This window comes from Sorangium sp. So ce321, assembly GCF_051530195.1.
Classification (GTDB): Bacteria; Myxococcota_A; Polyangia; order Polyangiales; family Polyangiaceae; genus Sorangium.
This window is the reverse complement of the sequence record NZ_CP150329.1, coordinates 6,529,254-6,551,185: the sequence shown is the minus strand read 5'-3', so window position 1 is coordinate 6,551,185 and position 21,932 is coordinate 6,529,254. Positions and strand designations below refer to the sequence as shown.

Genomic DNA, 21,932 nt, shown 5'->3' with positions numbered 1-21,932 from the left:
GCCCCGCAGGGTCGCCCCGGGCGATTGCCACCCACCCACGCGGCGCGCGCGGCGCCAGGGCCGTCCGGCCGCGTCGCGTCGGAGCCGTCAACCTCTTCGGGTGAGCAGGCGATGGCGGATCCTTCGCGGCCGTTGCGGTTCGAGGCGGGGCTCGGCGCGACCGTGGGACTGGGGATCACGCCGGGGATCGCGGCCGGGACGACCCTGGCCCTCGGCGTGCGCTGGTCCGACTGGTCGGTCGCCGTGGAGGGGCGGGGGCTCGTCTCGCTGGCGCCGGAGGTAGCCGACATCGACATCAGCACGACGGCCTTCACGGTGGCCACCGTGGCTTGCCGTCGCGGTCACCTCATGTTCGGCTGCGGGCTCGGGACGGTCGGTGCTGTCCGGTTCGTCCCGCAGGACCCCTGGAACATGCGTGTACGCACCAAGGCCCTGTTCGGGATAGGGGCACGGCTTGGCAGCGCATGGCCGCTCTCGGACACGTGGTCTGTGCACGGTCAGGTCGAGGCGATCTGGATCGTGGAGGATGCGCTGCTCCGGCGTCAGGGCGACGGGAGCGAAACTCCTGCGCCTCCCAGCTGGTCATCGCCCCCGCTCGCGGCAGCGCTCGGGCTGGGTCTCACGGCCACATACTGAACAAGCTGCCGAGCGGTGGTGTGTTTTCGTTGAGATTGAAGAGCTGGTGATAATTTGTTCGCGGAGTTCGTAATGATGGATCTGATCGAGAATCTGTCGGAAGCTGTCCATTGTATGCCCACGGCAACCTCAGGTAGGTTGTTCAGCATGCGCATCTTCTCCTGCCTGTTCATGGGGCTGCACTTGTTGACCGGTTGCGCCGGAGATCCGGTCGTCTACGGGCCTTGCCAACCTCAGGAGTACGGCAATCCAGGGTGCCCGTATCCCGAGGCGGGTACCGGGGACGCGGGCGACGGTGGGGATGGGGGTGAAGGCGGGGAGGGGGGCAGAGGCGGTGCCGGTGGTGCCGGCGGCGGCGATGAAACTGCCTGCGCGGGCGACTGCGTCTCGCCGGCGCCGCTCGGCTGGTTCGGTCCGGCGCTCCTCTGGTACGGCCCGCCGGACCAGGCGCCGGACTGCCCGACCGAGGCGTCGAACGTCGGCTACCAGGGCTTTGCCGACCTGGCGCCGGCGCCGCTCGCCTGCGCGGCCTGCCTGTGCGATCCGCCGGAGGCAGCTTCCGTCTCGTGCCAGCTCCCGCTGGGCTGGTCAGCGCACGTGGCAACGTGTGCCGTCACTACCCCCGACACTGTCGAGACAGCCTTCACAGCGCCCGACGGCTGGGACGGCGCCTGCACCGCTGCGAACGCGATCCCCGCGGGCCAGGACTGCGGCGGGCAGCCGTGCGTGCAGTGGCTTTCCGTCGAGGCGCCGGCCGTGCTGGTGACCACCGCGTGCACGCCGAGGGTGGACGAGCCGCCGCCGCCGGCGCGCCTCGATCCGTGGCAGACCCGGGCGCTCGCCTGCCTGCCCGGCGCCTACACGGAGTGCCCGGGCAACGGGAGCACCTGCATGCCGTCACCGGATCAGCCCGAGGTCCCGCCGCCCGGCAGCTTCCTGACGTGCATCTTCCACGAGGGCGACGTGACATGCGAGAGCCCTTATCTGGACAGGCACGTCTTCTACGGCGGCGCCGAGGACACGCGCGGCTGCTCCGAGTGCGGCTGCGCGGAGCCGGAGGGCGCCTCGTGCACGATCATGGCTTCGGTCTACAGCGACGGCGCGTGTGCCGATCAGGTCGCATCGACCCTCGTCAGCTCCAGGGCGCCGTTCTGCGGGGTCACGCCGCCCGGCGTCGCCCTCGGCAGCAAGTCGGCGGAGGTCGTGGCCGTGGACCCCGGCGCCTGCGCTCCGAGCGGCGGCGAGGCGATCGGCCAGGTGCTGCCGGCCGAGCCATCGACGTTCTGCTGTCTGGCGTAGAGCGACCTGGGGTGGTGGCCGGTCGACGAGCGGCCGCACGAGGTTTGCCGAGACCCGGCGGGCGACGGCCGTCCGTCCGCTCGCCCAGAGCACCGCTCCCCTGTGCGCCATCGCGGTACACGGCTTGCTCTGTTCGCGACGCGGGGGACGCGGCCGTCTCATGGCGGGATCGCCCGACCCGGGGATAAGGCGATGGACAACGCAGCCAGGGACATCTTCGTCATCAGCGATCTGCACATCGGTGACGGCGGCGCGCGCGACAACTTCGACGCAGGCAAGAAGACGCCGCAGCTGCGCGCATTTCTCGACCACGTGGGCAGCGAGGGAGGCGAGCTCTTCGTCCTCGGCGACCTCTTCGAGCTCTGGCAGATGAACCTCAGCCTCCTGGTCGTGAAGCGGCGGGAGCTCCTCGACCAGCTCGCCGCGCTGCGGCTCATCTACGTGCCAGGCAACCACGACGTCGACCTCCGGCACTTCATCGGCACGGACCTCCTCAATCACCCCTTCTTCTCCTGCATGCGCGCGCCGTTCATCAGGGAGCTCGGGGGCAAGCGGTTCCGCTTCTGCCACGGGCACGAGAGCGATCCCTTGAACGCCGGGGACGACCCCGGCTTCGGCCGCATGCTCGCCATCTTCGCCGGCATCTACGAGGACCAGAACGGCTCTCCCCTCCTCACGAGCGGCGAGAACGTGGAGGACGTCCTCGAGCAGTTCGGCGAGTCGATGTTGACGATCTGGAAACGCGCCCTGGCGACGGTGAACCAGCGCGGAGCGCGCGGGGATGTGCGCCCCAGCTCGGCGCTGACGCCGGCGCAGAGCCCGGATCGGCTCGGCGAGCACGTGATCGGGGTCCGGGCAGAGCTCGATCGGGACGCGTACGACGTGGCGGTGCTCGGGCACACCCACAAGGCAGGTCGTATCGGTGACTGGTACTTCAACAGCGGCTCATGGGCCGGCTCCGCCAACTCCTTCCTTCGCATCTCTCCGGACGGGCATGTCCGCTATCTCGAGTGGAAGGACGGGCGCGCCATCGAGCGCGAGATGCCCGTCGTGCTCCCGGGCGCGGAGCCCGGCCGCGCCCCTCCGAAGGCGGAGAACCCGATCGCCGCAGCCGTCGCCGCCGCGAGGACGCTCTTCCCGAAGCCGACGCGGCCGGAGCGCTCCCGGTGGGTCCTCATCGCGCAAGGCGCCCTCGCGATCGCCGTGGGCGCCGGCACCCTGACGATCTCCGTCGGTCACGGCTCGTCCGCGGGGTGGCGACTGCTCGTCTCCGCCTTCGGCGCGTACGCGCTGCTCGATGGCGCCCTGTCGCTGCTGGGCGCTTCACGCGAGCCGCCCGTCAGGCGCCTCCTCTCCCTCTCGCGCGGCGTGGCGAGCCTCCTGCTCGGCCTCGTCGTGCTCCGCCGCGGCTACGTGGTCGAGATCTTCGTGATCCTCGTCGGCCTCTGGGCGTTCATCTCCGGCGCGCTGCGCGTCGCGGCGTCGGTCGTGCTCAAGGGCATGGTGGAGTCGAGGTGGCTCCTCGTCGCGGGCACCGGCTCGATGATCGCCAGCCTCGTCCTGCTCTCGTTGCCCGCCTCGGCCGTGCTGCTCAAGTTCGTGCTGGCCGGCTATCTCTGCTACTACGGCGCGGGGGAGCTCCTGGCCGGCATCTTCGGGCAACGACTGCCAAGGATGCCAAGAATGCCAGGGACGGCGCGCTCCCGCGCCACCGCCTGAGGCTGCTCGCGGCCCGCTGCACACGCCGCTCGCCCGGGCGCACAAACACGCCCTGGCAGCGCACCGTTGATCTACGCTCCCGCCCGCCCCGGCAGTCCAGCGGCCGATCGCGCGGGGAGCCGCCCTCGCGGCGCGACAGGGCGCCGGCCGCTCTCGCGGCGCGCCTCCTCGGCCTCGCAGGCCTCCCCCGCGCACCCCGCAGGTCGAGGACCCCACCCGGAGCTCCAGCCATGACGACCCCCCTCCCGATCACCCCCTCCCGCGCCCCGCTCGCCGCCCTCGCCGGGCTCGCCGCCCTCGCCGCGGGCGCCGCCTGCGCTGCGCCGCACCCCGCGCCGCCGGCCGAGCCGCCCAGGGCCGCGCCGCCCGCGCCCGCCGCCGCACAGGCCGCGCCCCCGGCGCCGCGCTTCGACCAGATCCCGCGGCTCGACTTCAACCGCATCGCGGTGGAGCTCGATCTGCCGCTCTTCTGGATCGCCGACCGCAACAGCTCGGGCGCCGTCGAGCCCGACGAGGTCGTCGCCCTGTGGCACCACACGACGGCCCCCGCCTGGGTCGCCTCCGGCGCGTTCACGCCGGCGTTCACCTCGGCCTACGCCGCGATGGTCAAGATCAAGACCGAGGGTCACCCGCGCGCCGGCCTCGACGACGCCGAGAAGCGCCGCCGCGACGCCGTCCTCGCGGAGCTCGCTGCCGGCCGCCCGTCGCTCCTCCGGTCCGACCTCCGCGGCGCGTCGGCCGAGGACCGCGCCATCGTCGGCCACCTGCTCAAGGTGGCCGAGCTCATCGAGCAGATCCACGCGAAGCAGCTCGGCTCCGCCGGCATGGCCGACAAGATCCCGGCCGACGATCCGGCCAGCCGGGCGCTCTTCTGGCGCAACCAGGGGCCCTGGTGCGAGCAGCCCCGGACCCAGAGCGATCCGAGCTGCAGCGCGGTGCCGGGCAACCCGCCGCGCATCACCGGCGTCTATCCGGCGCGCCTCCAGCAGGACAAGAAGTTCTGCGCCGCGCTCGAGGCGCGCCCGGACCAGCAGGCGCTCCTGTCGCCCTTCACGGCGGTGGTCGAGCAGGGCGGCGCGCTCCGCGCCGTGCCGTACAGCGAGGCGTACAGGCCCGAGATGGAGGCGGTGAGCCGGGAGCTCAAGGCGGCGGCGGAGGCGATCCAGAGCCCCGGCGAGGCGGCCTTCAAGGCGTACCTGCTCGCGGCGGCGCAGGCGTTCCTCGACAACCGCTGGGAGGTCGCGGACGAGCCCTGGGCGAAGATGAACGCCGAGAACTCGGCGTGGTACCTGCGCGTCGGGCCGGACGAGACCTACTGGGAGCCGTGCAGCCGCAAGGCGGGCTTCCACGTGAGCTTCGCGCGCATCAACCAGGAGTCGCTCACGTGGCAGCGGAAGCTCGACCCCGTGAAGGCGGACATGGAGGCGGCGTTCGCGGCGCTCGCGGGCGCGCCGTACAAGGCGCGCAAGGTGGCGTTCCACCTGCCCGACTTCATCGACGTCCTCGTGAACGCCGGCGACTCGCGCGGGGCGACCGGCGGGACCGCGGGGCAGAGCCTGCCGAACTGGGGGCCTGTCGCGACCGAGGGGCGCGGCCGCACCATGGCCATGGTGAACCTCCTCCAGGACGACGACACCCGCGCCGCCACGCGGGAGGCCACAGCGTCGCTCCTCTGCAAGACGACGATGGAGAGCGTCTCGCTCGAGCGCCCGGTCGCGACGCTGAGCACGGTGCTGCACGAGGCGGCCCACAACCTGGGCCCGACGCACAACCACAAGGTGCGGGGCAAGACCGAGAGCGAGATCTACGGGGGCGGGCTCGCCTCGATGCTCGAGGAGCTCAAGGCGCAGACCGGCGCGCTCTTCTTCAGCGGCTGGCTCGCGCAGCGCGGCGTCCTCGATCCGGCGCTCGCCCGCATGTCCGAGGCGCGGGACGTGATCTGGGCGCTCGGGCAGATCGGGCAGGGCATGTACACAGCCGGCGGCGAGCCGCGGCCGTATGCCCACCTCGCCGCGATCCAGCTCGGCAGCCTGCTCGACGCGGGCGCGCTCGGCTTCCACCGCGGCGAGGTGGCGGCGAACGGCACGGACAAGGGGTGCTTCTCGATCCAGGCGGACAAGATGCCCGCCGCGGCGGAGGCGCTCGCGAGGACGGTGCTCGGCATCAAGGCGCGCGGCGACAAGGCGGGCGCGCTGCGCCTCCGCGACACGTACGTCGAGAAGGAGGGGGCCTGGAAGGCGCTCCGCGGGGTGATCGAGGAGCGCATGCAGCGCATGCCGCACGGCAGCGTGATCTACGCGATCGAGCTGTAGCCGTGACCCAAGCGCCGCCCGACGAGACGGGCCTGGCCGCGCGCGAGGCGACGAGCGCGCGCAGACGGCTCCGCGCCCTCGGCCTGCTCGCGCTCGTCGGCCTCCCCGCGCTCGGCCTCGGCGAGCTCGGGGCGCACGCCTACTTCAGCCGGCGCGCCCCGGGCTTCGACGCCTGGCGCGAGGTGAAGGCGCCCCTCGCGGCGATGAAGCAGCCCGGAGACCTCGTGGTCGTCGCGCCCGCCTGGGCCGACCCGGCCGCGCGCCGCGCGCTCGGCGACGAGCTCATGCCCCTGCGCGACGCCGCCAGGCCCGACGAGAGCCGCTACGCCGCCGCCGTCGAGATCAGCGTCCTCGGGGAGCGCGCCGGGGAGCTCGCGGGCTTCCGCGAGGAGAAGCGGCAGGAGCACGGCGGCTTCGTGCTGCGGCGCCTCGTGAACCCGTCGCCGGCGCGCGTCGTCTACGACTTCGTCGACCACGTCGCGCCGTCGTCGGCCGACGTGCGCGTCACCGATCCGCCGGCCGCGTGCCGCTGGAACCCGCGCGCGCGGGTCGCGGCCGGGGGCCTCGGCGGCCACCCGACGTTCCCCGCCGAGCGCTTCGAGTGCCCCGGCGGCCCCTTCTTCAACGTCGGCGTCACGGTGATCGCGGACGAGGAGTTCCGGCCGCGCCGGTGCATCTGGTCGCACCCGCCGCGGGACGGCGCGATCGTCACGCGCTTCCGCGACGTCCCGCTCGGCTCGGTGATCCGCGGGCACGCGGGGATGTACTGGATCATCGAGCGGGAGCAGCAGGGCGCGCCGGTCACGCTGTCCGTGCGCGTGGACGGCGAGTCCGTGGGGGAGGCGACGCACGTCGACGGCGACGGGTGGGCGGCGTTCGAGTTCCCGCTCGGAGCGCACGCGGGCGCCGCGAAGGCCGAGGTCGAGTTCGCGGTGACGTCGGCGGACTACACGCACCGCCACTACTGCTTCGAGGCAGACACCCGATGAGGCAAGCGGCCCGGCCCGCCCCGCTCGCGCTCGCCGACGGCGCGATCGCGCTCGCGTTCGCGGCGGCGTACGTCGCCCTCCTGCTCGCGACCGCGGGCGACCTCGGCTACGCGCGCGACGAGGGGTTCTACTTCTTCGCCGCGAGCCGCTACGGCGCGTGGTTCCAGGCGCTCCTCGAGGCGCCGCGCGCCGCGCTCGACCCCGGGGTCATCGACGCCGCCTGGTCCGTGAACCACGAGCACCCCGGCCTCATCAAGTCGCTCTTCGCGCTCTCCAACCTCCTCCTGCAGAAGCGGCTCGGCCTCTTCGCCATGGAGGGCACGAGCTACCGCTTCCCCGCGATGGTCCTGTCGGGCGCGGGGGTCGCGCTCGTGTACCTCTGGGGCACGCAGGCGCGCGACCGGATCGCGGGCGCGTCGGCGGCCGCGCTCTTCGCGATGATGCCGCGGTACTTCTACCACGCGCACCTCGCGTGCTTCGACGCGCCGATCGTGACCGTCTGGGCCGTGTGCGCCTACGCCTACTGGCGCTCGCTGCGGGACGGCGGCGCGCTGTGGCCGGTCCTCACCGGCATCACCTTCGGCCTGGCGCTCGACACGAAGCACAACTCCTGGTTCTTGCCGATCGTCTGCGTCGCGCACGCGATCGCCGTGGAGCTCACGGAGCGGATCGTCGCGCCCGCCGCTCCGGCGGAGGGCCCGCCGCGGGAGGCCGCCGCCGCAGCGCCGGCGCCGCCGCGGGAGGGCCGGCGGGCGCTCGCGGCGCTCGCCGCGATGGCGACGATCGGCCCGCTCGTCTTCTACGCGCTCTGGCCGTGGATCTGGCGCGACACGCTCCCGCGCCTCCGCGAGTACGCGTCGTTCCACCTGAACCACGAGTACTACAACATGGAGTTCCTCGGCCGGAACTACTGGACGCCGCCGATGCCGAGGGCGTACGCGCCGGTGATGACCGCGGCGACGGTGCCCGTCGTGACGCTCTGCCTCTTCGCCGCGGGGCTCTGCGCCAGCGCGCGCGAGCGGCTGCTCTATCCGCTCGCGCGCGCGGCGGCGCGGCTCGCCCCGGCCGGCGGGGGGAGCGCGCTCGCCGCGGCGCGCGCGCTCGCCGCGCGGCTCCGCCCGCCCGCGCGCGACCCCGGCGGCGCCGCGCTGCTCTGGTTCCTCGCCATCGCCGCCGTGTACGGCGCCTGGCTCTCGCCGAGCACGCCGATCTTCGGCGGCACGAAGCACTGGATGACCGCCTACCCGTTCGTCGCCCTGTTCGCCGGCGCGGCGTTCTCCGCCGCGGTGAGGCGCGCGCGCCTCGCGCTCCGCGCGCTGGCGCGCCCCCGGCGCGGCGCCGGCGCGCGAGCCGACGTTGCCGCGCCCGCGCGCGGCTGGCGTGGTCCCGCGCTCGCGGGCGCCGCCGGGCCCGCGCTCGCGCGCGCCGCCGGCGGGCCGCTGGTGCCGGTGCTGCTCGGCGCGGCGGTGATCGCGGCGCCGGTCGCCGAGACGCTGCACGCCCACCCGTGGGCGCTCTCGAGCTACACGCCGCTGGTCGGCGGCGCGCCCGGGGCGGCGACCCTCGGGCTGAACCGCACCTTCTGGGGGTACACCACGGGCGCGGTCGCGGCGTACCTCAACGAGCACGTCCCGCCCCGCGGGACGGTGTACATCCACGACACCGCCGGACAGGCCTGGGACATGCTGCTGCGCGACGGGCGCCTGCGAAAGGACATCCGCGGCGTCGGCGCGGTCGCGGGCGCGGATTTCGCCCTCTACCACCACGAGAAGCACATGCTCGGGCAGGCGTACCAGGCGTGGGTCGCGTTCGGGACCACGAGCCCGGATCACATCGCCGGGCTCGACGGAGTGCCGGTGATCCTGGTCTACCGCAACACGATGCGGTGAGCGTCCTGCCGGAAGCGCGCCGTCAGCGCTTCTTCGCCGCCGCCTTCTTGGCGGGGGCCTTGGCGGCCTTCTTGGCCGAGGCCGGCGCCGCCTTCTTGGCGGGGGCCTTGGCGGCCTTCTTGGCCGGAGCCGCCTTCCCTGTCGCGGCCTTCTCCGCAGGGGCGGCCGCCTTCCGGGGCGCGGCGGCCGCCTTCTTGGCCGGCTCCTTCTTCGCGCCTCGGACCGCCACCGCCGCCCTGGGCTTGCTCGCCGCCGGCCGCTCCGCCGCCAGCTCGGCTGGCCTGCGCGACTTCGCCGGCGCGGCGGGCTTCCTGGCGGGCGCATCGTCCTCGCCCTCGTCGAGGTCGCCCTCCTCCTCGTCGAGGTCGTCGTCCTCGTCCTCGTCGAGATCGTCCTCGTCCTCGTCGAGGTCGTCGCCCTCGTCCTCGTCGAGATCGTCCTCGTCCTCGTCGAGGTCGTCGTCCTCATCCTCGTCGAGGCCGTCGTCCTCGTCCTCGTCGAGATCGTCCTCGTCGCCCGCCGCCACCGGCTCCGGAGGGGACTCGCGGCGTCGCGACGCCGGGGCGTCGGTGCGCAGCGGCGCGGCGGCCGGCTTGATCGCCGCGCCGAGCTCGTCCAGCGGCTCGCCGAGCAGCGCGGCGATCTCGCGCGTGAACTCCGTCATGTGGCTGTCGACCTCGAGCGCATCCTGCTCGGACAGCGGGGTGAGCTTCAGCCGGAGGACGCGGTCGCCCACGAGCTCCCACGACGCGGCGCAGCCGCCCTCGCGCAGCATCCTCGACGCGAGCGCGTCGATCCGCTGGCGCAGGCCGGCGCGCGCTCCGGCCTCGATCCGGCGCTGCAGCTCGAAGCGGCGCTCCATCATCGGGAGCGTCACCACCTTCGCCTCGACCAGGTCGGAGAGCTCGTCGGCCACGGCCTCCTCGAGCTCGAGCCGCGCGTCGGGGTCGCTGCCCTCGACCGAGAACGTCGCCTCGCGGAGCTCAGCGTCGTAGGCCGTCAGCTTGCCGCCGGCGGCCTCGGCCGCGCGCGCCAGCACCTCGTGCAGCACCTGCGCCGGCGCGCGCTTGCCGACCGTCGAGGCGACGTACCCGAGCATGTCCAGCCGCACCTGCACCGGGCCGTCGTCCTCGAGGGCGAGCTCGGGGCGCGGCCCGAGCAGCGCGTCGCGCATCACCCGGAAGACGTCGCGCTGGATGACGTTGTCCTCCGTGAAGATGTCCTCGACGTGCTCGGACTCCATCAGCGTGCTCGTGAGGCTCGCGACGAGCTCCTCGACCTGATCGTCGAGCTCGTCGCTGCCGAACGTGCTCGTCACCTCTCCGTCGACGATGGCCCACGGCTCCAGCCGGGGGGCGATGGCCGTGATGACCGCGGCCATCCGGTCCTCGAGCTCGCGCGCCAGCGCGGTCGCGCCGCCCCTGGCCACGAGGATGTGCCCGTGCGCCTTCAGCGCATCAACGATGCTCGTGGAAAGTCGGCGGGAGAGATTGCGCTCGTTCACGAGGCGCGCAGCTTACACGGTTTGCGCGGGCTGGCGATACGAGACCGCGGGTCAGACGTGCTCAGGGGTCGTTCTCGATCACCTTGATCAGGACGCCGCCGATCCGCTCCGGGATCGCTGCGCGCGCCGCGTCGGCCCCTCCAGACCGGACGCTGACGCGCACGATGAACCCGACCCCGTCCTCTCGCTCGACCCCGATGCCGACACACCACGGCTCGCCGCTGATCTTGGCCTTGAGCTCGTCCTTGGCCCGCCGGGCCGATCCCACGTCGCTCATCTCGTTCACCTCTCTCCTGGGTTCTCGCGCGCGGCCAGAGCCTCGCGCGCTCACTCGCTGTACCCGACCGCCAACACCTGCCACGTCGCGGGCGCGTCGGCGACATCGACGATGCTCGCCTCGAACGACCCGCTCGCCAGCGGCGCGAGATCCCCGGCGCCCACGCGGATCTGGCTCACGCCGACGATCTTCGCGTCGGCGCCGTAGAGCGAGACGATCGCGAGCACCGACCGCGCCGTGAAGGTCGACTCGTTCGTGATCCTGCCCGACACCTGGTACGGGCTCTGCCCGCGCGTCGGCGTGAACTTCGTGTCCGCGATGCTGAGCTTGGCGAGCTTGCCCCGGAAGGAAGGGGCCGCGGTGGCGACCTCGGCCCTGAACGCGGCCAGCGCCGCGGGCCTCTGCGTCGTGAACAAGCACGGGACCTTCTCGCCTGGCGGCAAAAAGCGCACCTGGGTTGCGCAGTCGCCGCTCTCGAGGGCGACGTCGCGACCGTCATAGAGCGTCACCCGCGCGCTCGGGGCGCCGATCGGGAGCGCCCCGACGTTGTGGATCTCGCCGATGAAATGGTGGAGCTTCCCGGCGCGCGACGGGAAGGACCGCAGGTCGCGGATCTCCGCGCGGAGCACGCCCTGGTCAGCGGATGCGTCGGGCGCGTCGACGGGGCCGTCGAGCACCGGCACCGGGGGGCGCGACGTCGGCCGCGTGGCGAGCTCGCGGGCCGCGACGCCCGTGGAGACGTAGATGGCCACCGCGCCCGCGAGGATGCACAGCAGGAACACCGCGCCGCAGCCGATCCCGAGGAAGAGCGCGACGTTCGACCGCTTCGGCGGCGGCCTGACCGGCGCGCCGCCGAAGTACCCCGTGGCTGCCCCGAACGGCGGCGGAGGCTGGCCGTAACCGGGAGGGCCGTGGCCGCCGGGAGGGCCGTGACCGCCGGGAGGGCCGTGGCCGCCGGGAGGGCCGTGACCGCCGGGAGGGCCGTAGCCGCCGGGCGGGCCGTAGCCGCCGGGAGGGCCGTAGCCGCCGGGAGGGCCGTAGCCGCCGGGAGGGCCGTAGCCGCCGGGCGGGGGGCCGCCCGGAGGATGGCCTCCAGGGGGGTGGTTCGCCGCGCCGAGCGGTGCGCCCTGCTGGTCCATGACGGCCGCAGTATGCAGGAAAAGAGGCCCGCCCGATCAACCCCGCGGCGCCCCGCGGCTCACAGGTGCTTGCGCGCGATCTCGGCCCACGTGCCCGTCGGCTCGAGCTCGAGGTACCGGCGCCAGCAAGGGCGCGCCTGCGTTGGATCGCCGATCTGCTCGTACGCCATCGCCAGGTTGTAATAGGCGTCCGCGAAGCGCGGATCGCTCGCGATGGCGCCGCGGAAGTAGCGGATGGCCTCGGCCGCTTGGCCGCGCTCGAGCATCACGTAGCCGAGGTTGTACTGCGCCTCCGGCTGGGCCGCGTCGAGCTCGAGCGCCTTCATGTAGAGCGCCTCGGCCTGCTCCTCGGCGTTGCGCCGGAAGCAGATGTTGCCGAGGTTCGTGTAGGCGATCGCCAGCCACGGGTCGATCTCGAGCGCGCGCCGGTAGAGCGCCTCGGCCTCGTCCATGGTCGCCGGGTCCTCGTCGAGCTGGCTGGCCTGCATGTAGACCTCGTAGGCGGTGCGCGCGCGCTCCCTGCCCACCTTCGGGCGGAGCACGCGGACGACGTCGTCGCGCAGGTCCTTCACCTCGAAGTCGAGCACCATCTGCCCGGTGAGCGGCTCGAACGCGCCCAGGGCGCTCCGGACCACGACGGCCTTGCCGTCGAAGGCGACGCGGAGCTCGGCGAGGGGGCGCGTCACCTTGGGGAGCGCGGCGCGGATGTTGTCGATCGCCCGCGCTACCTCGCGCAGGCGCACCTTGCGGGCGATGAGGTCGCGCGCGGCGCGCAGGGCGATCAGATCCGAGAAGGTGTACGCGCGCCGCCCGCGCCGGCGGCCGCTCGGCGCCGCGATGCCGGCGCGATCGAGCGAGCGCAGCCGCCCGGGCGAGATGCCGAGCAGCCGCGCGACCTCGGTGCCGGTGAACATGTCCGTGACCGGCTCGCGCGCCCCCGGCGCGGGGAGCGGCGCGTCGGGCGCGCCGGCCCGCGGCGAGGGCGGGGGCTCCGACACCCGCCCTCCACCAGGGCCGAACACGACGTGGATCACCTTGTCGGAATCGCCGGAGGCGGAACGGTCCTTCTTGCTCATCGCAGCGTCGCCAGCTCCGCGTGAAGGATCGGCGGAGGCAGAGCGCGTCGTGTGGAGCGTACCTCGCCTCGAGCCGCATGGCTCCCGTTCTCCACGTGGGCACGCGCGTCAAGAGGGCAGGGCGCTCGATCGGCGCGACCGCGATCTCGCCTTTGCCTCGCGGGGAACGCGGGCGCAAAAAATCGCGGAGGTTGCGCGCCGGCGAGCGGTCTTCGGGGGGAATTTCGCATGGCGATCACGCGCGCGTCGGGCGCGCCGTCTTCGTCGTCGTCGTGGTCAGCAGCACGCGCGCCGTGACGTCCACGGTCAGCGCGAACGAGGTCGTCGCCGCGCGCGGCGCGAGCCCGCAGCGGATCTCGGCGTGCATCGGCCCGAGCGGGCCCCCCGCGCGCGCGGTGGCCTCGCGCTGGGCGACGCGGAGCGCTCGCAGCCTGAGGTGGGGGTCGAGCGCGAGCGCCCGGTCGAGCGCCTGATCGAGCGGCGCGTCCGGCGGCAGCGCCACGTGCAGGCTGGTCGACCCGTAGTACACGAGCCCGCCCTCCTCGCTGCGCGTGCTGCCCTCGCTCAGCACGTCGGCATGATCGAACAGCGCGTGGAGGCGCCCCGTCGAGCAGGTCACGAGCTCGACGCGCCGTCGCTGGAAGAGCGGCGGGCTCTGGACCTTGGCCAGACCGGGACCGGGTAGACGCTCGCTGCGCTGCATTGCGATCGCGATCGTGGCATCGCAGCGCGACGCGTTCCCAGAAGCGCGCGGAGATTCGCACAAAGTTGCGGCGACACCCGCTTCTGTGCCGGACGCAGGCGCCGCGCGGCAGCGACGAATTTGGCCCCGCGCGGCGCGCCTTGCCACGATGCGCGTCGCGCGGAAGGGCGCGAAGGAGCGACGAGCGAGCATGAGCTACACGGGGTCGGAGCGCCGCAGGCACCGGGTCTTCATCACCCGCAACACCGAGTATCACGTCCGCGACGAGATCTGCGTCGCCGTCCGCGATCGGGCCGCGAGGAAGTTCAGGCCGGCCCACCTGGCGCTGCACCTGAAGCTGCAGGGCGCGGTCCGGATCAACCCGAACGGCGTCGTGATCCCGGAGCCGCAGCACGCGCGCGTCGGCTCCCCCATCTACTTCACCCAGGTGGACCCCGACGGGCTGGAGCGGCAGATCGTGACGAGCCGCGTGGAGCGCATCGACCGGCCCGAGAAGAGCACCGTGCTCGAGTACCCCGCGTGACGTCGCGGGGCGCGCCCCTCCGCGCCGCGCGGGACGCGGCGCGGGTCGCGAGCGCGGCGCCGCACGGGAAGCGGCGCCGGCCGCGCGCGACGCTCGATCAGCCGATCGAGCAGAAGCCTTCGTAGTCGATGTAGCTCGTGATGGTCGGCGACTCGCCGCAAGCCGGGCAGTTCTTGTCGCGGCGCAGCTTGAGCTCGCCGAACTTCATGCGCAGCGAGTCGTAGGTGAGGAGCCGGCCGATGAGCGGCGTCCCCTTGTCGAGGATCAGCTTCACCGCCTCGGTCGCCTGGACGATGCCGACGATGCCGGGGAGGATCCCGAGCACGCCTGCCTCCTGGCAGCTCGGCGCGAGGTGCGCGGGCGGCGGCTCGGGGTAGAGGCACCGGTAGCAGGGCCCGACGCCCGGCACGAACGTCGTCACCTGGCCCTCGAAGCGGAAGATCGAGCCGTGGATGACCGGCTTCTTCTTGAAGACCGAGGCGTCGTTCACGAGGTAGCGCGTCGGGAAGTTGTCGCACCCGTCGATGACGATGTCGAACTGGTCGAAGATGCGGTCGACGTTGCCGCTGTCGAGCCGCTCCTGGAACTTCACGACCTTCACGTCGGGGTTCAGGTCGCGGATGGCCACCTCGGCGCTGTCGACCTTGGGCATGCCCACGCGCGAGGTCGCGTGGAGGATCTGCCGCTGGAGGTTCGAGGTGTCGACGACGTCGGCGTCGACGAGGCCGAGCGTCCCCACGCCGGCGGCGGCCAGGTACAGGGCCGCCGGGCTGCCGAGGCCGCCGGCGCCGAGCAGGAGGACCCTGGAGGCGAGCAGCCTGGCCTGGCCGGCCTCGCCGACCTCCGGCAGGAGCAGGTGACGGGAGTACCGGTCGCGCTGCGCGTCGGTGAGGTTGGGGGGCAGCTCGACCGGGAAGCTCATGTCCTTCCAGCGGGAGAAGCCAGGGTTCACGCTCTCCACGTTGGTGTAGCCGAGCTCCTGGAGCGTCTTCGCGGCGAGCGCCGAGCGCGTGCCGCCGGCGCAATAGGCGACGATGTGCGCGGACTTGTCGGGGAGCTTCTGCTCGACTTGCATCTCCAGAAAGCCCCTGGGGATCGAGATGGCGCCCGGGATGAAGCCGGCGCGGTACTCCTCCTTCTCGCGCACATCCAGGAGCAGCATCGGGACCTTGTCGTCGAGGCGGCGCTTGAGCTCGGCGATCGAGAGCTCGCGGATGGATTTGCGGACGTCGGAGATGAGGTCGCTATAGGTCGTAGGCATCGTGGCTCCTCAAGAGACTGGGAGACTTAGGTGCGCGGCGCTACGTGTCAACGACGGACGACCGTCGCGGGTCGCTGGCGGGCGCCGCTAGCGGCTCCCGGGCAGCAGATCGGGCCTTGACCGGAGGGAGGCGAGCGGCTCCTCCTTCTGCGCGCCCCCCTCGCACTGGATGCGCGCCACCCGGCCGGCGGGCGGCACGTCGACGATCGTCGCCGGCTCGTTCTCCGACTTGCAGAGGGCGAGCACCCGGGTGCCCGGGGCGAGGCGCCCGCTGCGGAGCTGCTTGCGCGACACCTTGACCTCCGCGTCGTCGGCGAGCCGCTGGACGATGATGTCGGCGCCCCGGACGTCGCTCACCACGCCGAGCTCCAGCGTGGGCTGCTTCTCCCGGAGCGGGCCCCACACGCGCTCGCCCTTCAGCTGGTCGTTCGGCGGCAGCCAGTCGGCGGTCGGCTCGGGCGCGAGGCGCGGGAGCGGCGCCCACCCGATCGCGAGGTCGAGGGCCGTGGCGAGCACGGCCGAGCCGGGGTCGACCGCGGTCACCAGGGCGCGCTGCTTGGCCTGGCCGATGATCCAGACGGGCGTCGAGGGCGCGAGGCTCTGCTTCGCCTCGCCCTCGATGTCCGCGGCGGGCGCGAGCGCGACGGCGCCGTGGGACCAGCGCTTCTCCGGCTTCTTCATGGGCTTCATCTGGACCCGCATCGCCTCGACCCACGCGGCGAGGGCGGCGCGCTTCCGGGCGAGCGCCTCGGGCAGCGCGCTGCTGCCCGGCAGCTCTTCGGCGCCGGGCGCGAGCGCCTCCCAGCGCAGGAGCGCGATGGTCGCGTCGAGCTCCTTCAGCGCGGCCGCCGCGCCCTGCGTGCCGACCGCCTTGCCGGCGGCGTCGGTGAGCCTCGGTGTCGCGGCGGCGCGGACGCGCCCGAGCAGCGCGCGCCCCTGGTCCTCGGAGGCGTCGCCGCGCTTGACGGCGGCGTCGAGCTTCTCGACCGCGCTCGCCCAGCGCCCGGCCGCGACGTCGGGCTCGACCTGCGCGTAGAGGGCCTCGGCGACCGTGGCGTCGAGCTCCGCGGCGAGCCGCTCCGAGGCCGCGTCGCCGAGGGCGTTCCGCGTCGGCGCCGCCGCGAGGAAGGCGCGCGCCTCCGCGAATTTGCCGGCGGTGGTCGCCGCGTCGACCTTCCCGCTCGCGCACGCGACGGCCTCCGACGCCACGAGCCGCCGGGCCTCCTGGGTGAACGCCTCGCTCTTCAGCTGGTCGATCCGCGCCGACAGCTTGCCGAACGCGGCATCGCATTCCCGCTGCTCGAGCAGCTCGGCGGCCTCGCTGGCCCACAGCCTCGCCTCGCGCCGGTCGAGCTTCTCGCGCAGCTCGCCGATCTCGTAGCGGTGCGAGTCGACGCCCAGGCCGCTCGCCCTGTCGAGCAGCGCGCGGGCCTCGGCGTACCGCTTGTCCGACAGCGCGCGGCTGGCCTCGTCGATGCGCCTCCGGCTCTCGCCGATGCGCGCCATCTCCGCCGTGACGGCCGGCCGCGGCTCGGGCCGCGCGGCGGGCTCGGCGGCGCAGCCGGCCGCGACAGGGAGCGCGGCGAGGGCGAGGGTGAGCCAGACAGGACGACGGAGCAGCGGCGCCGGGGAACGCGAAAGCATAGGGACAGGACTGTTCCACCGCAGCCGGAGGATCGCCAATCCGGCCTTGTCACGGGCGTTCCTTGACCCTGATGTCCTCACGCTTTACGTGGGATCCCTGTGAGCGACGACGATACGCGCGGGACGGGTGCCCTCGGGGCAAAGGCCGAGGATCAGAGCGGCGGGCGCGTGTTCAGCGCGCCGAAGATCACGATCAGCCGCGTCTACACGCGGCAGGGGGACGGAGGGAAGACCCGGCTCGTCGGCGGGCAGCTCGTGTCGAAGGACGACGCGCGGCTCGAGACGTACGGCACGGTCGACGAGCTCAACGCGCTGGTCGGGGCCGCGCGGCAGACGCTGATCGAGCTCCTGCCGGGGGCGCCCGCCGGGAGCGCCGAGCGGCTGAGCGACCTCGGGCGCACGCTGCTCCGCGTGCAGCACGAGCTCTTCAACCTCGGGTCGATCCTCGCGACGCTCCCGGAGGACGTCCACCCGAAGCAGCCCCGCGTGACGCAGGCGGAGATCGAGCTGCTCGAGGCCGAGATGGACCGCTGCCAGGCCGATCTGGCGCCGCTGCGCTCGTTCGTGCTCCCCGGCGGCTCGCGGCTCAACACGGATCTCCACGTGGCGCGGACGGTCTGCCGCCGGGCCGAGCGCTGCTGTGTGCGCCTCGCGCAGGCGGGCCACGCCGATCCGCTGGCGGTCGGCTACCTGAACCGCCTGAGCGACGCGCTCTTCGTCTGGAGCCGCTGGGCGGCCGCGCTCCTCGGGACGCCGGAGATCCTCTGGGAGCCCGACGCCTCGGCGAGCGGCGCAAAGACGCCGCCCGCCTGATCCGGGCCGCCCTCGCCGGGGAGGGTCCGGAGGACGAGCGCCCACGCGACAGCGACGTAGGCGTAGCCGAGCAGCGCGTCGATCAGCCAGTGGTGGTGGAGGTAGATCGCCGCGAACAGCATGAGCGCGGCGTAGGCGAGCTGGACGGCGACGGACGGCGCGCGCGCCTTGTGGAGCGTCGCGAGCAGCCCGTAGAGCGGGTACGTCACGTGGAGCGACGGCAGCGCGCCATAGACGGTGGCGCCGCGGCTGTACAGGTCGCGGAAGTAGGTGATCCCGAGCATCGCGTCGACGCGCAGCAGCGCGGCGGGGGAGCTCTGGGCGGCCGGATCGATCGCGCACCCGTGGGCCTGCACGTACCAGGGGGGCGCGGCGGGCAGCAGGCGGTAGGTGATGAAGCCGAGCAGGTGCGTCGTGAACGCGAGCCAGGCGAACCGGCGCGCCGCGGTCGCGTCGCTCCGGTAGAGGTGGAGCCAGTGCGCCACCATCACGAGCACGTAGCCGCCGTAAGGGATGGCGCAGAGGAGGTCGAGCGCGGGGCGCTGCAGCCGCGCGAGCAGCTCGCCCGGCGTGAGCCGCCGCCCGCCGATCTCCACGCCGAAGAGCGCGAGCTCGGCCGCGCGCAGCTCGCAGCCGAGGACGTGGCCCGGCGCGGCGAGCCCGCCGCCGAGCTGCCTCATGGCGTCGTACACGAGGAACAGGAGCAGGAAGGGCAGGGCGTTCAGGAAGAAGCGCCGCGAGCGCTGGCTCGCGTAGACGCTCGCCGCGACGAGGGCGGCCACCGCGGCGTGGTCCCAGCGCGCGGCGCCGCGCCTCTCGAGGAGCGCGAGGTAGGCGAGCCACGGCAGCGCGGGCAGCCACCACAGGCGGCCCCACAGGGCGCGCGCGTGCCGGAGCAGCATCACAGCGGCGCGCTCGTGGCCTTGCCGCTGCCGAGGAGGCGCCGGCGCTCTCCCTCGTCCGGGCCGCGCGCCGTCGCCCGCGTCCCGAGCAGATCCGCCGCGTCGGCCGCGGCGAGGGCGGCGCGCGTCCGCTGCACGAGGCGCAGGCCCGCGGCGAGCCCGACGCCCGCGACGAGGGCGAGGCACGCGAGCGTGATCGGGAAGGGGAGCGCGCCCGTGAGCCGCGCTGTCGGCACGGCCGGGCCGAAGACGAGCGCCGCGACGACGTAGGCGAGCCGCTCGTGGCGGCGCATCAGCCCGTTCGGCAGCGAGATCCGGTAGACGTCGGCCTTGGCGCGCGCGTAGCTCACGAGCGACGAGGCGGCCATGGCGGCCAGCGGGATCGCGAGCGCGGCGGCGTGCCCGCGGTAGAAGACGGCGAGGCCGATGAGCGGCGCGGCGTCGGACAGGCGATCGAGGCACGAGTCGAGCACCGCGCCGGCGCGCGACGCCCTGCCGCCCTCGCGCGCCACCATTCCGTCGAGCGCGTCGAGGATCGCGCTGGCCACGAGCAGCGCGGCGCCAGCCCGGAAGCGGCCGGTCGCGAGGAGCGGGGCGCACGCGAGCGACAGCGCGAGCGAGAGGTAGGTGAGGGCGTCCGGCGAGACGCCGAGGCGCACGAGCGCGCGGGCAGGGGCGTGGAACGACCAGTAGAAGGCCTCGACGACCGAGCCGGGTAGCAGCGCGCTCCCCGGGGAGTCGCCGAGCCGCGGCATCGTCGGCCGGCCGTGGCGCGCGACGCGCAGGGCGTAGGCGCCGAGCACGGCTGTGCAGATTAGGATCGCAAGGGCGCAGGGGAGAGCGGCCACGGCGAGGGAGATTGCAGGGTTCGAGCCGCGACCGCGGCGAGGGGCAGGCAGCACCGCCGCGGGCGGCCAGGCTGCGCCGGTGCGCGGTCGCGCGCGTGCAGAGAGAGGGAGCAGAGGGCGAGGCTGCGCGCGTGCAGAGGGCGAGGCTGCGCGCGTGCAGAGGGCGGGGCTGCGCGCGTGCAGAGGGCGAGGCTGCGCGCGTGGAGGGGCGCGATCGCGCGTGTGTACGTGGCGCCACCTAGCGCGGGCGCCCGGGGCGAGCGCGCACGTGCGGCGCTGGCTAACGGCAGCTGACGCGCGAGAGGCGGATGCCCCGATCCTTCTCCGCGTAGGCGATCCCGAGCTCCTGCCCTGTCCAGGCCAGCGACGGGTACCGCGCGGGCGCGTCGCCGCTCACCTCGAGCTCGACGCCCGTCGGCGTGAGATCCCGGCGCAGCAGCGTCACGAAGACGGCCGGGTACCGCTCGCGGAACTGGTAGTACGCGACGGCCAGGCTGCTGCCGGTCCACGCGAGCGCCGGCCAGTTCGCGCTGCCTTCGCCCCGCGAGACCTCCGCCTCGCGGGACACCTCGTTCTGCGCGGAGATCCGGAGCGCGAGGATCCGCTCCGCGCCGCCACGGGTGTCTTCCCAGGCGACGAAGGCGTCGCCCCCGCCGAGCGCGACGCGCGTCAGCTTCGCGGCGACGCCCTGGTGAGCGATCGGCTCGAGAGGCGCGCTCCCCTGGCTCGTCCTGGCGAAGCGGATCGTGTCGCCCTGGGCCCAGGCCAGCGCGGTCGCGTCGCCGTCGGTCGCCACCGACGGGAACTGCGCAGCGTCCAGCGGCGTCGAGCTGCCCAACGCGCCGCGGTCGAGCGACCCGAGCAGCGACCCGCCGGCGTCCATCCACGCGAGGAGCACCCTGTCCCGGCTCGCCGCGGCGATGGGCCACGACTCGGCCGCGCCGCTCTTGACCAGATCGAAGGCGTCGCCCGCGGCGACCCCCGTCAGCGTGGCGCGGCGGCCGCGCACGACGCTCCCCGCGCCGTCTTCATCCTGCCAGAGGACGAGCAGGCCCTCCCCGTCGCGGTAGACGCTCGGGTGGCTGGAGACCCCCGGACCCCCCTCGATCACCTCGTCCCGGAGCTCGTTGCCGTCCGCGTCGAGCACGGCGAGGTGGATGTCGCCCTCGTCGGCCCCGCGCTCCTGCCAGGCGACGGCGAAGCCCGCCCCGGTCCAGGCGATCGAGGGCGTGGCCCCGTCGCCGCTGCTCACTTCCAGCCCCTGCGCCGTCAGCGTGCAGGCGGCGGCCTGGCTCCCGCTCTCTCCGCCGCCGGTGGTGGCTCCGCCGCCACCCCCGCCAGAGCCGCAGCCCCACGTGGCGGCGATGATCGCCGCGCCGATCGCGCCAGGAATCGAGTGCTTCATGGTTCCCCCGTTGCGTTGTGTTGAGAGTCCCTCGGCGCGGCGCGCGCCGGGCGGCGGCCGCGCCGAGGGCGTCGTCTGCGGGTCCGGCGCGGCGGCTCCTCCTCCGTCTCCGGGACGGTGGGAAACGGCTGCCGTGCGGGGCGACCGCTGCTCCTCCGTTCGATGTCCGGGGGGCCGGCCGGTCGCGGCAGGGCCGCGCGTTTCGCGCAGATGGCGCGGCGCTCAGGGCGCGAAGCCTCGCTCGCTCAGCGCCGGGCGGCGCCGGCGCCTCGCGCGCCTGCCGCGCCATCCGGGCGCCGACCTACCTGCGTTGCCCTGACTGAAACGCGCGCGCCGCGCGCCGATCCGACGCGGTTACTCGTCGTCTTCCTGCGGCCGCAGCGCCTCGGCGACGGCCGCGAGCACGTCCTGCGCCGCCTCGAGCTTGCGCCGGGGCACCGCCTTCAGGGCCTGTCGCACGGCCGCCTCCACCGTCCCGGTGCGGAGGCTGTCGAGCTCTCGCCCGCGCGCGGTGAGGCCCAGGAGCGCGCGGCGACCGTCGTTCGGATCGACCCGGCGCTCGATGATGCCGCGCTCCTGCAGCCGCTTGAGCACGCCCGTCAGGGTGCTCGGGTGCAGTTGCATGATCTCGGCCAGCTGCCCGGCGGAGATCCCGGGGTAGCGGCCGACGATGCGGATGACGAGCCGCTGCGGACCCGTCACGCCCATCTTCGCCTCCATGCGCTTCGAGGTCGACTGGAGGCCGTGATCGACGGCCCACAGGAGCTTCATGAAGTCGAGCACCTCGCCCAGCCGCGAGCTCTTCTCGGAAGGTGGGGAGGCATGAGACGAGCGCATCGTCGACGCTTGCTAGCTCGCCCGGGCGCAGGCGGCTAGTGCTTGGCCGCACGAGGCAAGGCGAGCGCCAGGTCGGCGAGGCAGACGCGTCACGCGGAGCGCAGCCACGGGCAGACGGGACAGGGCGGGGGAGGAGGGGGCAGGCGGGGAGGGGAA

General features: G+C 73.8%; 18 protein-coding genes and 1 pseudogene. 8 read left to right on the top strand and 11 right to left on the bottom strand.

The features are described 5' to 3' along the window. The first annotated feature begins 111 nt into the window (after window positions 1–111). The 6 genes from WME89_RS24180 to WME89_RS24155 all read left to right on the top strand — a co-directional run bounded on the left by WME89_RS24180 (window position 112) and on the right by WME89_RS24155 (window position 8,844). On the top strand, window positions 112–636 hold the full coding sequence (locus WME89_RS24180; protein ID WP_438011449.1) for a hypothetical protein: 525 nt from the start codon (window positions 112–114) through the stop codon (window positions 634–636). 147 nt (window positions 637–783) lie between these two features. Then, the gene (locus WME89_RS24175; RefSeq protein ID WP_438011448.1) at window positions 784–1,935 is read left to right on the top strand and encodes a hypothetical protein; all 1,152 of its coding nucleotides are present in this window, start codon (window positions 784–786) and stop codon (window positions 1,933–1,935) included. 192 nt (window positions 1,936–2,127) lie between these two features. After that, the gene (locus WME89_RS24170; RefSeq protein WP_438011447.1) at window positions 2,128–3,654 is read left to right on the top strand and encodes a metallophosphoesterase; all 1,527 of its coding nucleotides are present in this window, start codon (window positions 2,128–2,130) and stop codon (window positions 3,652–3,654) included. 230 nt (window positions 3,655–3,884) lie between these two features. Continuing rightward, a complete protein-coding gene (locus tag WME89_RS24165) occupies window positions 3,885–5,966 on the top strand; it encodes a hypothetical protein (protein ID WP_438011446.1) in 2,082 nt (693 codons plus the stop codon). A 2-nt stretch (window positions 5,967–5,968) separates the two neighbouring features. Continuing rightward, the gene (locus tag WME89_RS24160; protein WP_438011445.1) at window positions 5,969–6,955 is read left to right on the top strand and encodes a hypothetical protein; all 987 of its coding nucleotides are present in this window, start codon (window positions 5,969–5,971) and stop codon (window positions 6,953–6,955) included. After that, on the top strand, window positions 6,952–8,844 hold the full coding sequence (locus WME89_RS24155) for an ArnT family glycosyltransferase (RefSeq protein ID WP_438011444.1): 1,893 nt from the start codon (window positions 6,952–6,954) through the stop codon (window positions 8,842–8,844). Before WME89_RS24160 ends, WME89_RS24155 begins: the two co-directional genes overlap by 4 nt. Before the next feature lie 22 nt (window positions 8,845–8,866). Here WME89_RS24155 and WME89_RS24150 read toward each other — a convergent pair whose 3' ends face one another. From WME89_RS24150 to WME89_RS24130, 5 genes are all read right to left on the bottom strand, one after another. Further along, the gene (locus WME89_RS24150; RefSeq protein ID WP_438011443.1) at window positions 8,867–10,348 is read right to left on the bottom strand and encodes a hypothetical protein; all 1,482 of its coding nucleotides are present in this window, start codon (window positions 10,346–10,348) and stop codon (window positions 8,867–8,869) included. Window positions 10,349–10,409: 61 nt separating this feature from the next. Continuing rightward, window positions 10,410–10,625: a hypothetical protein gene (locus WME89_RS24145; protein WP_436618804.1), complete on the bottom strand. Its 216-nt coding sequence runs from the start codon at window positions 10,623–10,625 to the stop codon at window positions 10,410–10,412. Between the two features lie 50 nt (window positions 10,626–10,675). Next, on the bottom strand, window positions 10,676–11,764 hold the full coding sequence (locus WME89_RS24140; protein WP_438011442.1) for a hypothetical protein: 1,089 nt from the start codon (window positions 11,762–11,764) through the stop codon (window positions 10,676–10,678). Between the two features lie 59 nt (window positions 11,765–11,823). Beyond that, entirely contained in the window at window positions 11,824–12,840 is a 1,017-nt protein-coding gene (locus WME89_RS24135; RefSeq protein ID WP_438011441.1) for a tetratricopeptide repeat protein, read from the bottom strand. A gap of 235 nt (window positions 12,841–13,075) precedes the next feature. Next, window positions 13,076–13,543: a hypothetical protein gene (locus WME89_RS24130; protein WP_438011440.1), complete on the bottom strand. Its 468-nt coding sequence runs from the start codon at window positions 13,541–13,543 to the stop codon at window positions 13,076–13,078. Window positions 13,544–13,733: 190 nt separating this feature from the next. Here WME89_RS24130 and WME89_RS24125 point away from each other — a divergent pair, with 190 nt between their 5' ends. Next, the gene (locus WME89_RS24125; protein WP_437663882.1) at window positions 13,734–14,066 is read left to right on the top strand and encodes a hypothetical protein; all 333 of its coding nucleotides are present in this window, start codon (window positions 13,734–13,736) and stop codon (window positions 14,064–14,066) included. Between the two features lie 97 nt (window positions 14,067–14,163). Here WME89_RS24125 and moeB read toward each other — a convergent pair whose 3' ends face one another. After that, window positions 14,164–15,327: a molybdopterin-synthase adenylyltransferase MoeB gene (moeB, locus tag WME89_RS24120; protein ID WP_438011439.1), complete on the bottom strand. Its 1,164-nt coding sequence runs from the start codon at window positions 15,325–15,327 to the stop codon at window positions 14,164–14,166. An 87-nt stretch (window positions 15,328–15,414) separates the two neighbouring features. Continuing rightward, window positions 15,415–16,971 (bottom strand): hypothetical protein, encoded by a 1,557-nt coding sequence (locus tag WME89_RS24115; RefSeq protein WP_438011438.1) that lies wholly within the window; start codon window positions 16,969–16,971, stop codon window positions 15,415–15,417. A gap of 99 nt (window positions 16,972–17,070) precedes the next feature. On the opposite strand from WME89_RS24115, the gene WME89_RS24110 reads away from it, so the two are divergent. Then, window positions 17,071–17,784 carry a cob(I)yrinic acid a,c-diamide adenosyltransferase gene (locus WME89_RS24110; RefSeq protein WP_438011437.1) on the top strand — a complete coding sequence of 238 codons (714 nt, stop codon included), beginning with the start codon at window positions 17,071–17,073 and terminating at the stop codon, window positions 17,782–17,784. A 47-nt stretch (window positions 17,785–17,831) separates the two neighbouring features. Here WME89_RS24110 and WME89_RS24105 read toward each other — a convergent pair. The 4 genes and pseudogenes from WME89_RS24105 to WME89_RS24090 form a co-directional block, all read right to left on the bottom strand. Further along, window positions 17,832–18,464, bottom strand: a pseudogene (locus WME89_RS24105) (phosphatase PAP2 family protein); the annotation flags it as partial. A 221-nt stretch (window positions 18,465–18,685) separates the two neighbouring features. Further along, window positions 18,686–19,489 (bottom strand): CDP-alcohol phosphatidyltransferase family protein, encoded by an 804-nt coding sequence (locus WME89_RS24100; protein ID WP_438011436.1) that lies wholly within the window; start codon window positions 19,487–19,489, stop codon window positions 18,686–18,688. Between the two features lie 325 nt (window positions 19,490–19,814). Further along, window positions 19,815–20,939: a hypothetical protein gene (locus tag WME89_RS24095; RefSeq protein WP_438011435.1), complete on the bottom strand. Its 1,125-nt coding sequence runs from the start codon at window positions 20,937–20,939 to the stop codon at window positions 19,815–19,817. A gap of 354 nt (window positions 20,940–21,293) precedes the next feature. Next, window positions 21,294–21,776 (bottom strand): MarR family winged helix-turn-helix transcriptional regulator, encoded by a 483-nt coding sequence (locus WME89_RS24090; protein WP_438011434.1) that lies wholly within the window; start codon window positions 21,774–21,776, stop codon window positions 21,294–21,296. Between the last annotated feature and the right edge of the window lie 156 nt (window positions 21,777–21,932).

Bases quoted from the DNA above. Each gene is read 5' to 3' on its own strand.
- WME89_RS24180 (WP_438011449.1), top strand. From the start codon at position 112: ATGGCGGATCCTTCGCGGCCGTTGCGGTTCGAGGCGGGGCTCGGCGCG.
- WME89_RS24175 (WP_438011448.1), top strand. From the start codon at position 784: ATGCGCATCTTCTCCTGCCTGTTCATGGGGCTGCACTTGTTGACCGGT.
- WME89_RS24170 (WP_438011447.1), top strand. From the start codon at position 2,128: ATGGACAACGCAGCCAGGGACATCTTCGTCATCAGCGATCTGCACATC.
- WME89_RS24165 (WP_438011446.1), top strand. From the start codon at position 3,885: ATGACGACCCCCCTCCCGATCACCCCCTCCCGCGCCCCGCTCGCCGCC.
- WME89_RS24155 (WP_438011444.1), top strand. From the start codon at position 6,952: ATGAGGCAAGCGGCCCGGCCCGCCCCGCTCGCGCTCGCCGACGGCGCG.
- WME89_RS24145 (WP_436618804.1), bottom strand. From the start codon at position 10,625: ATGAGCGACGTGGGATCGGCCCGGCGGGCCAAGGACGAGCTCAAGGCC.
- WME89_RS24140 (WP_438011442.1), bottom strand. From the start codon at position 11,764: ATGGACCAGCAGGGCGCACCGCTCGGCGCGGCGAACCACCCCCCTGGA.
- WME89_RS24135 (WP_438011441.1), bottom strand. From the start codon at position 12,840: ATGAGCAAGAAGGACCGTTCCGCCTCCGGCGATTCCGACAAGGTGATC.
- WME89_RS24130 (WP_438011440.1), bottom strand. From the start codon at position 13,543: ATGCAGCGCAGCGAGCGTCTACCCGGTCCCGGTCTGGCCAAGGTCCAG.
- WME89_RS24125 (WP_437663882.1), top strand. From the start codon at position 13,734: ATGAGCTACACGGGGTCGGAGCGCCGCAGGCACCGGGTCTTCATCACC.
- moeB (WP_438011439.1), bottom strand. From the start codon at position 15,327: ATGCCTACGACCTATAGCGACCTCATCTCCGACGTCCGCAAATCCATC.
- WME89_RS24115 (WP_438011438.1), bottom strand. From the start codon at position 16,971: ATGCTTTCGCGTTCCCCGGCGCCGCTGCTCCGTCGTCCTGTCTGGCTC.
- WME89_RS24095 (WP_438011435.1), bottom strand. From the start codon at position 20,939: ATGAAGCACTCGATTCCTGGCGCGATCGGCGCGGCGATCATCGCCGCC.
- WME89_RS24090 (WP_438011434.1), bottom strand. From the start codon at position 21,776: ATGCGCTCGTCTCATGCCTCCCCACCTTCCGAGAAGAGCTCGCGGCTG.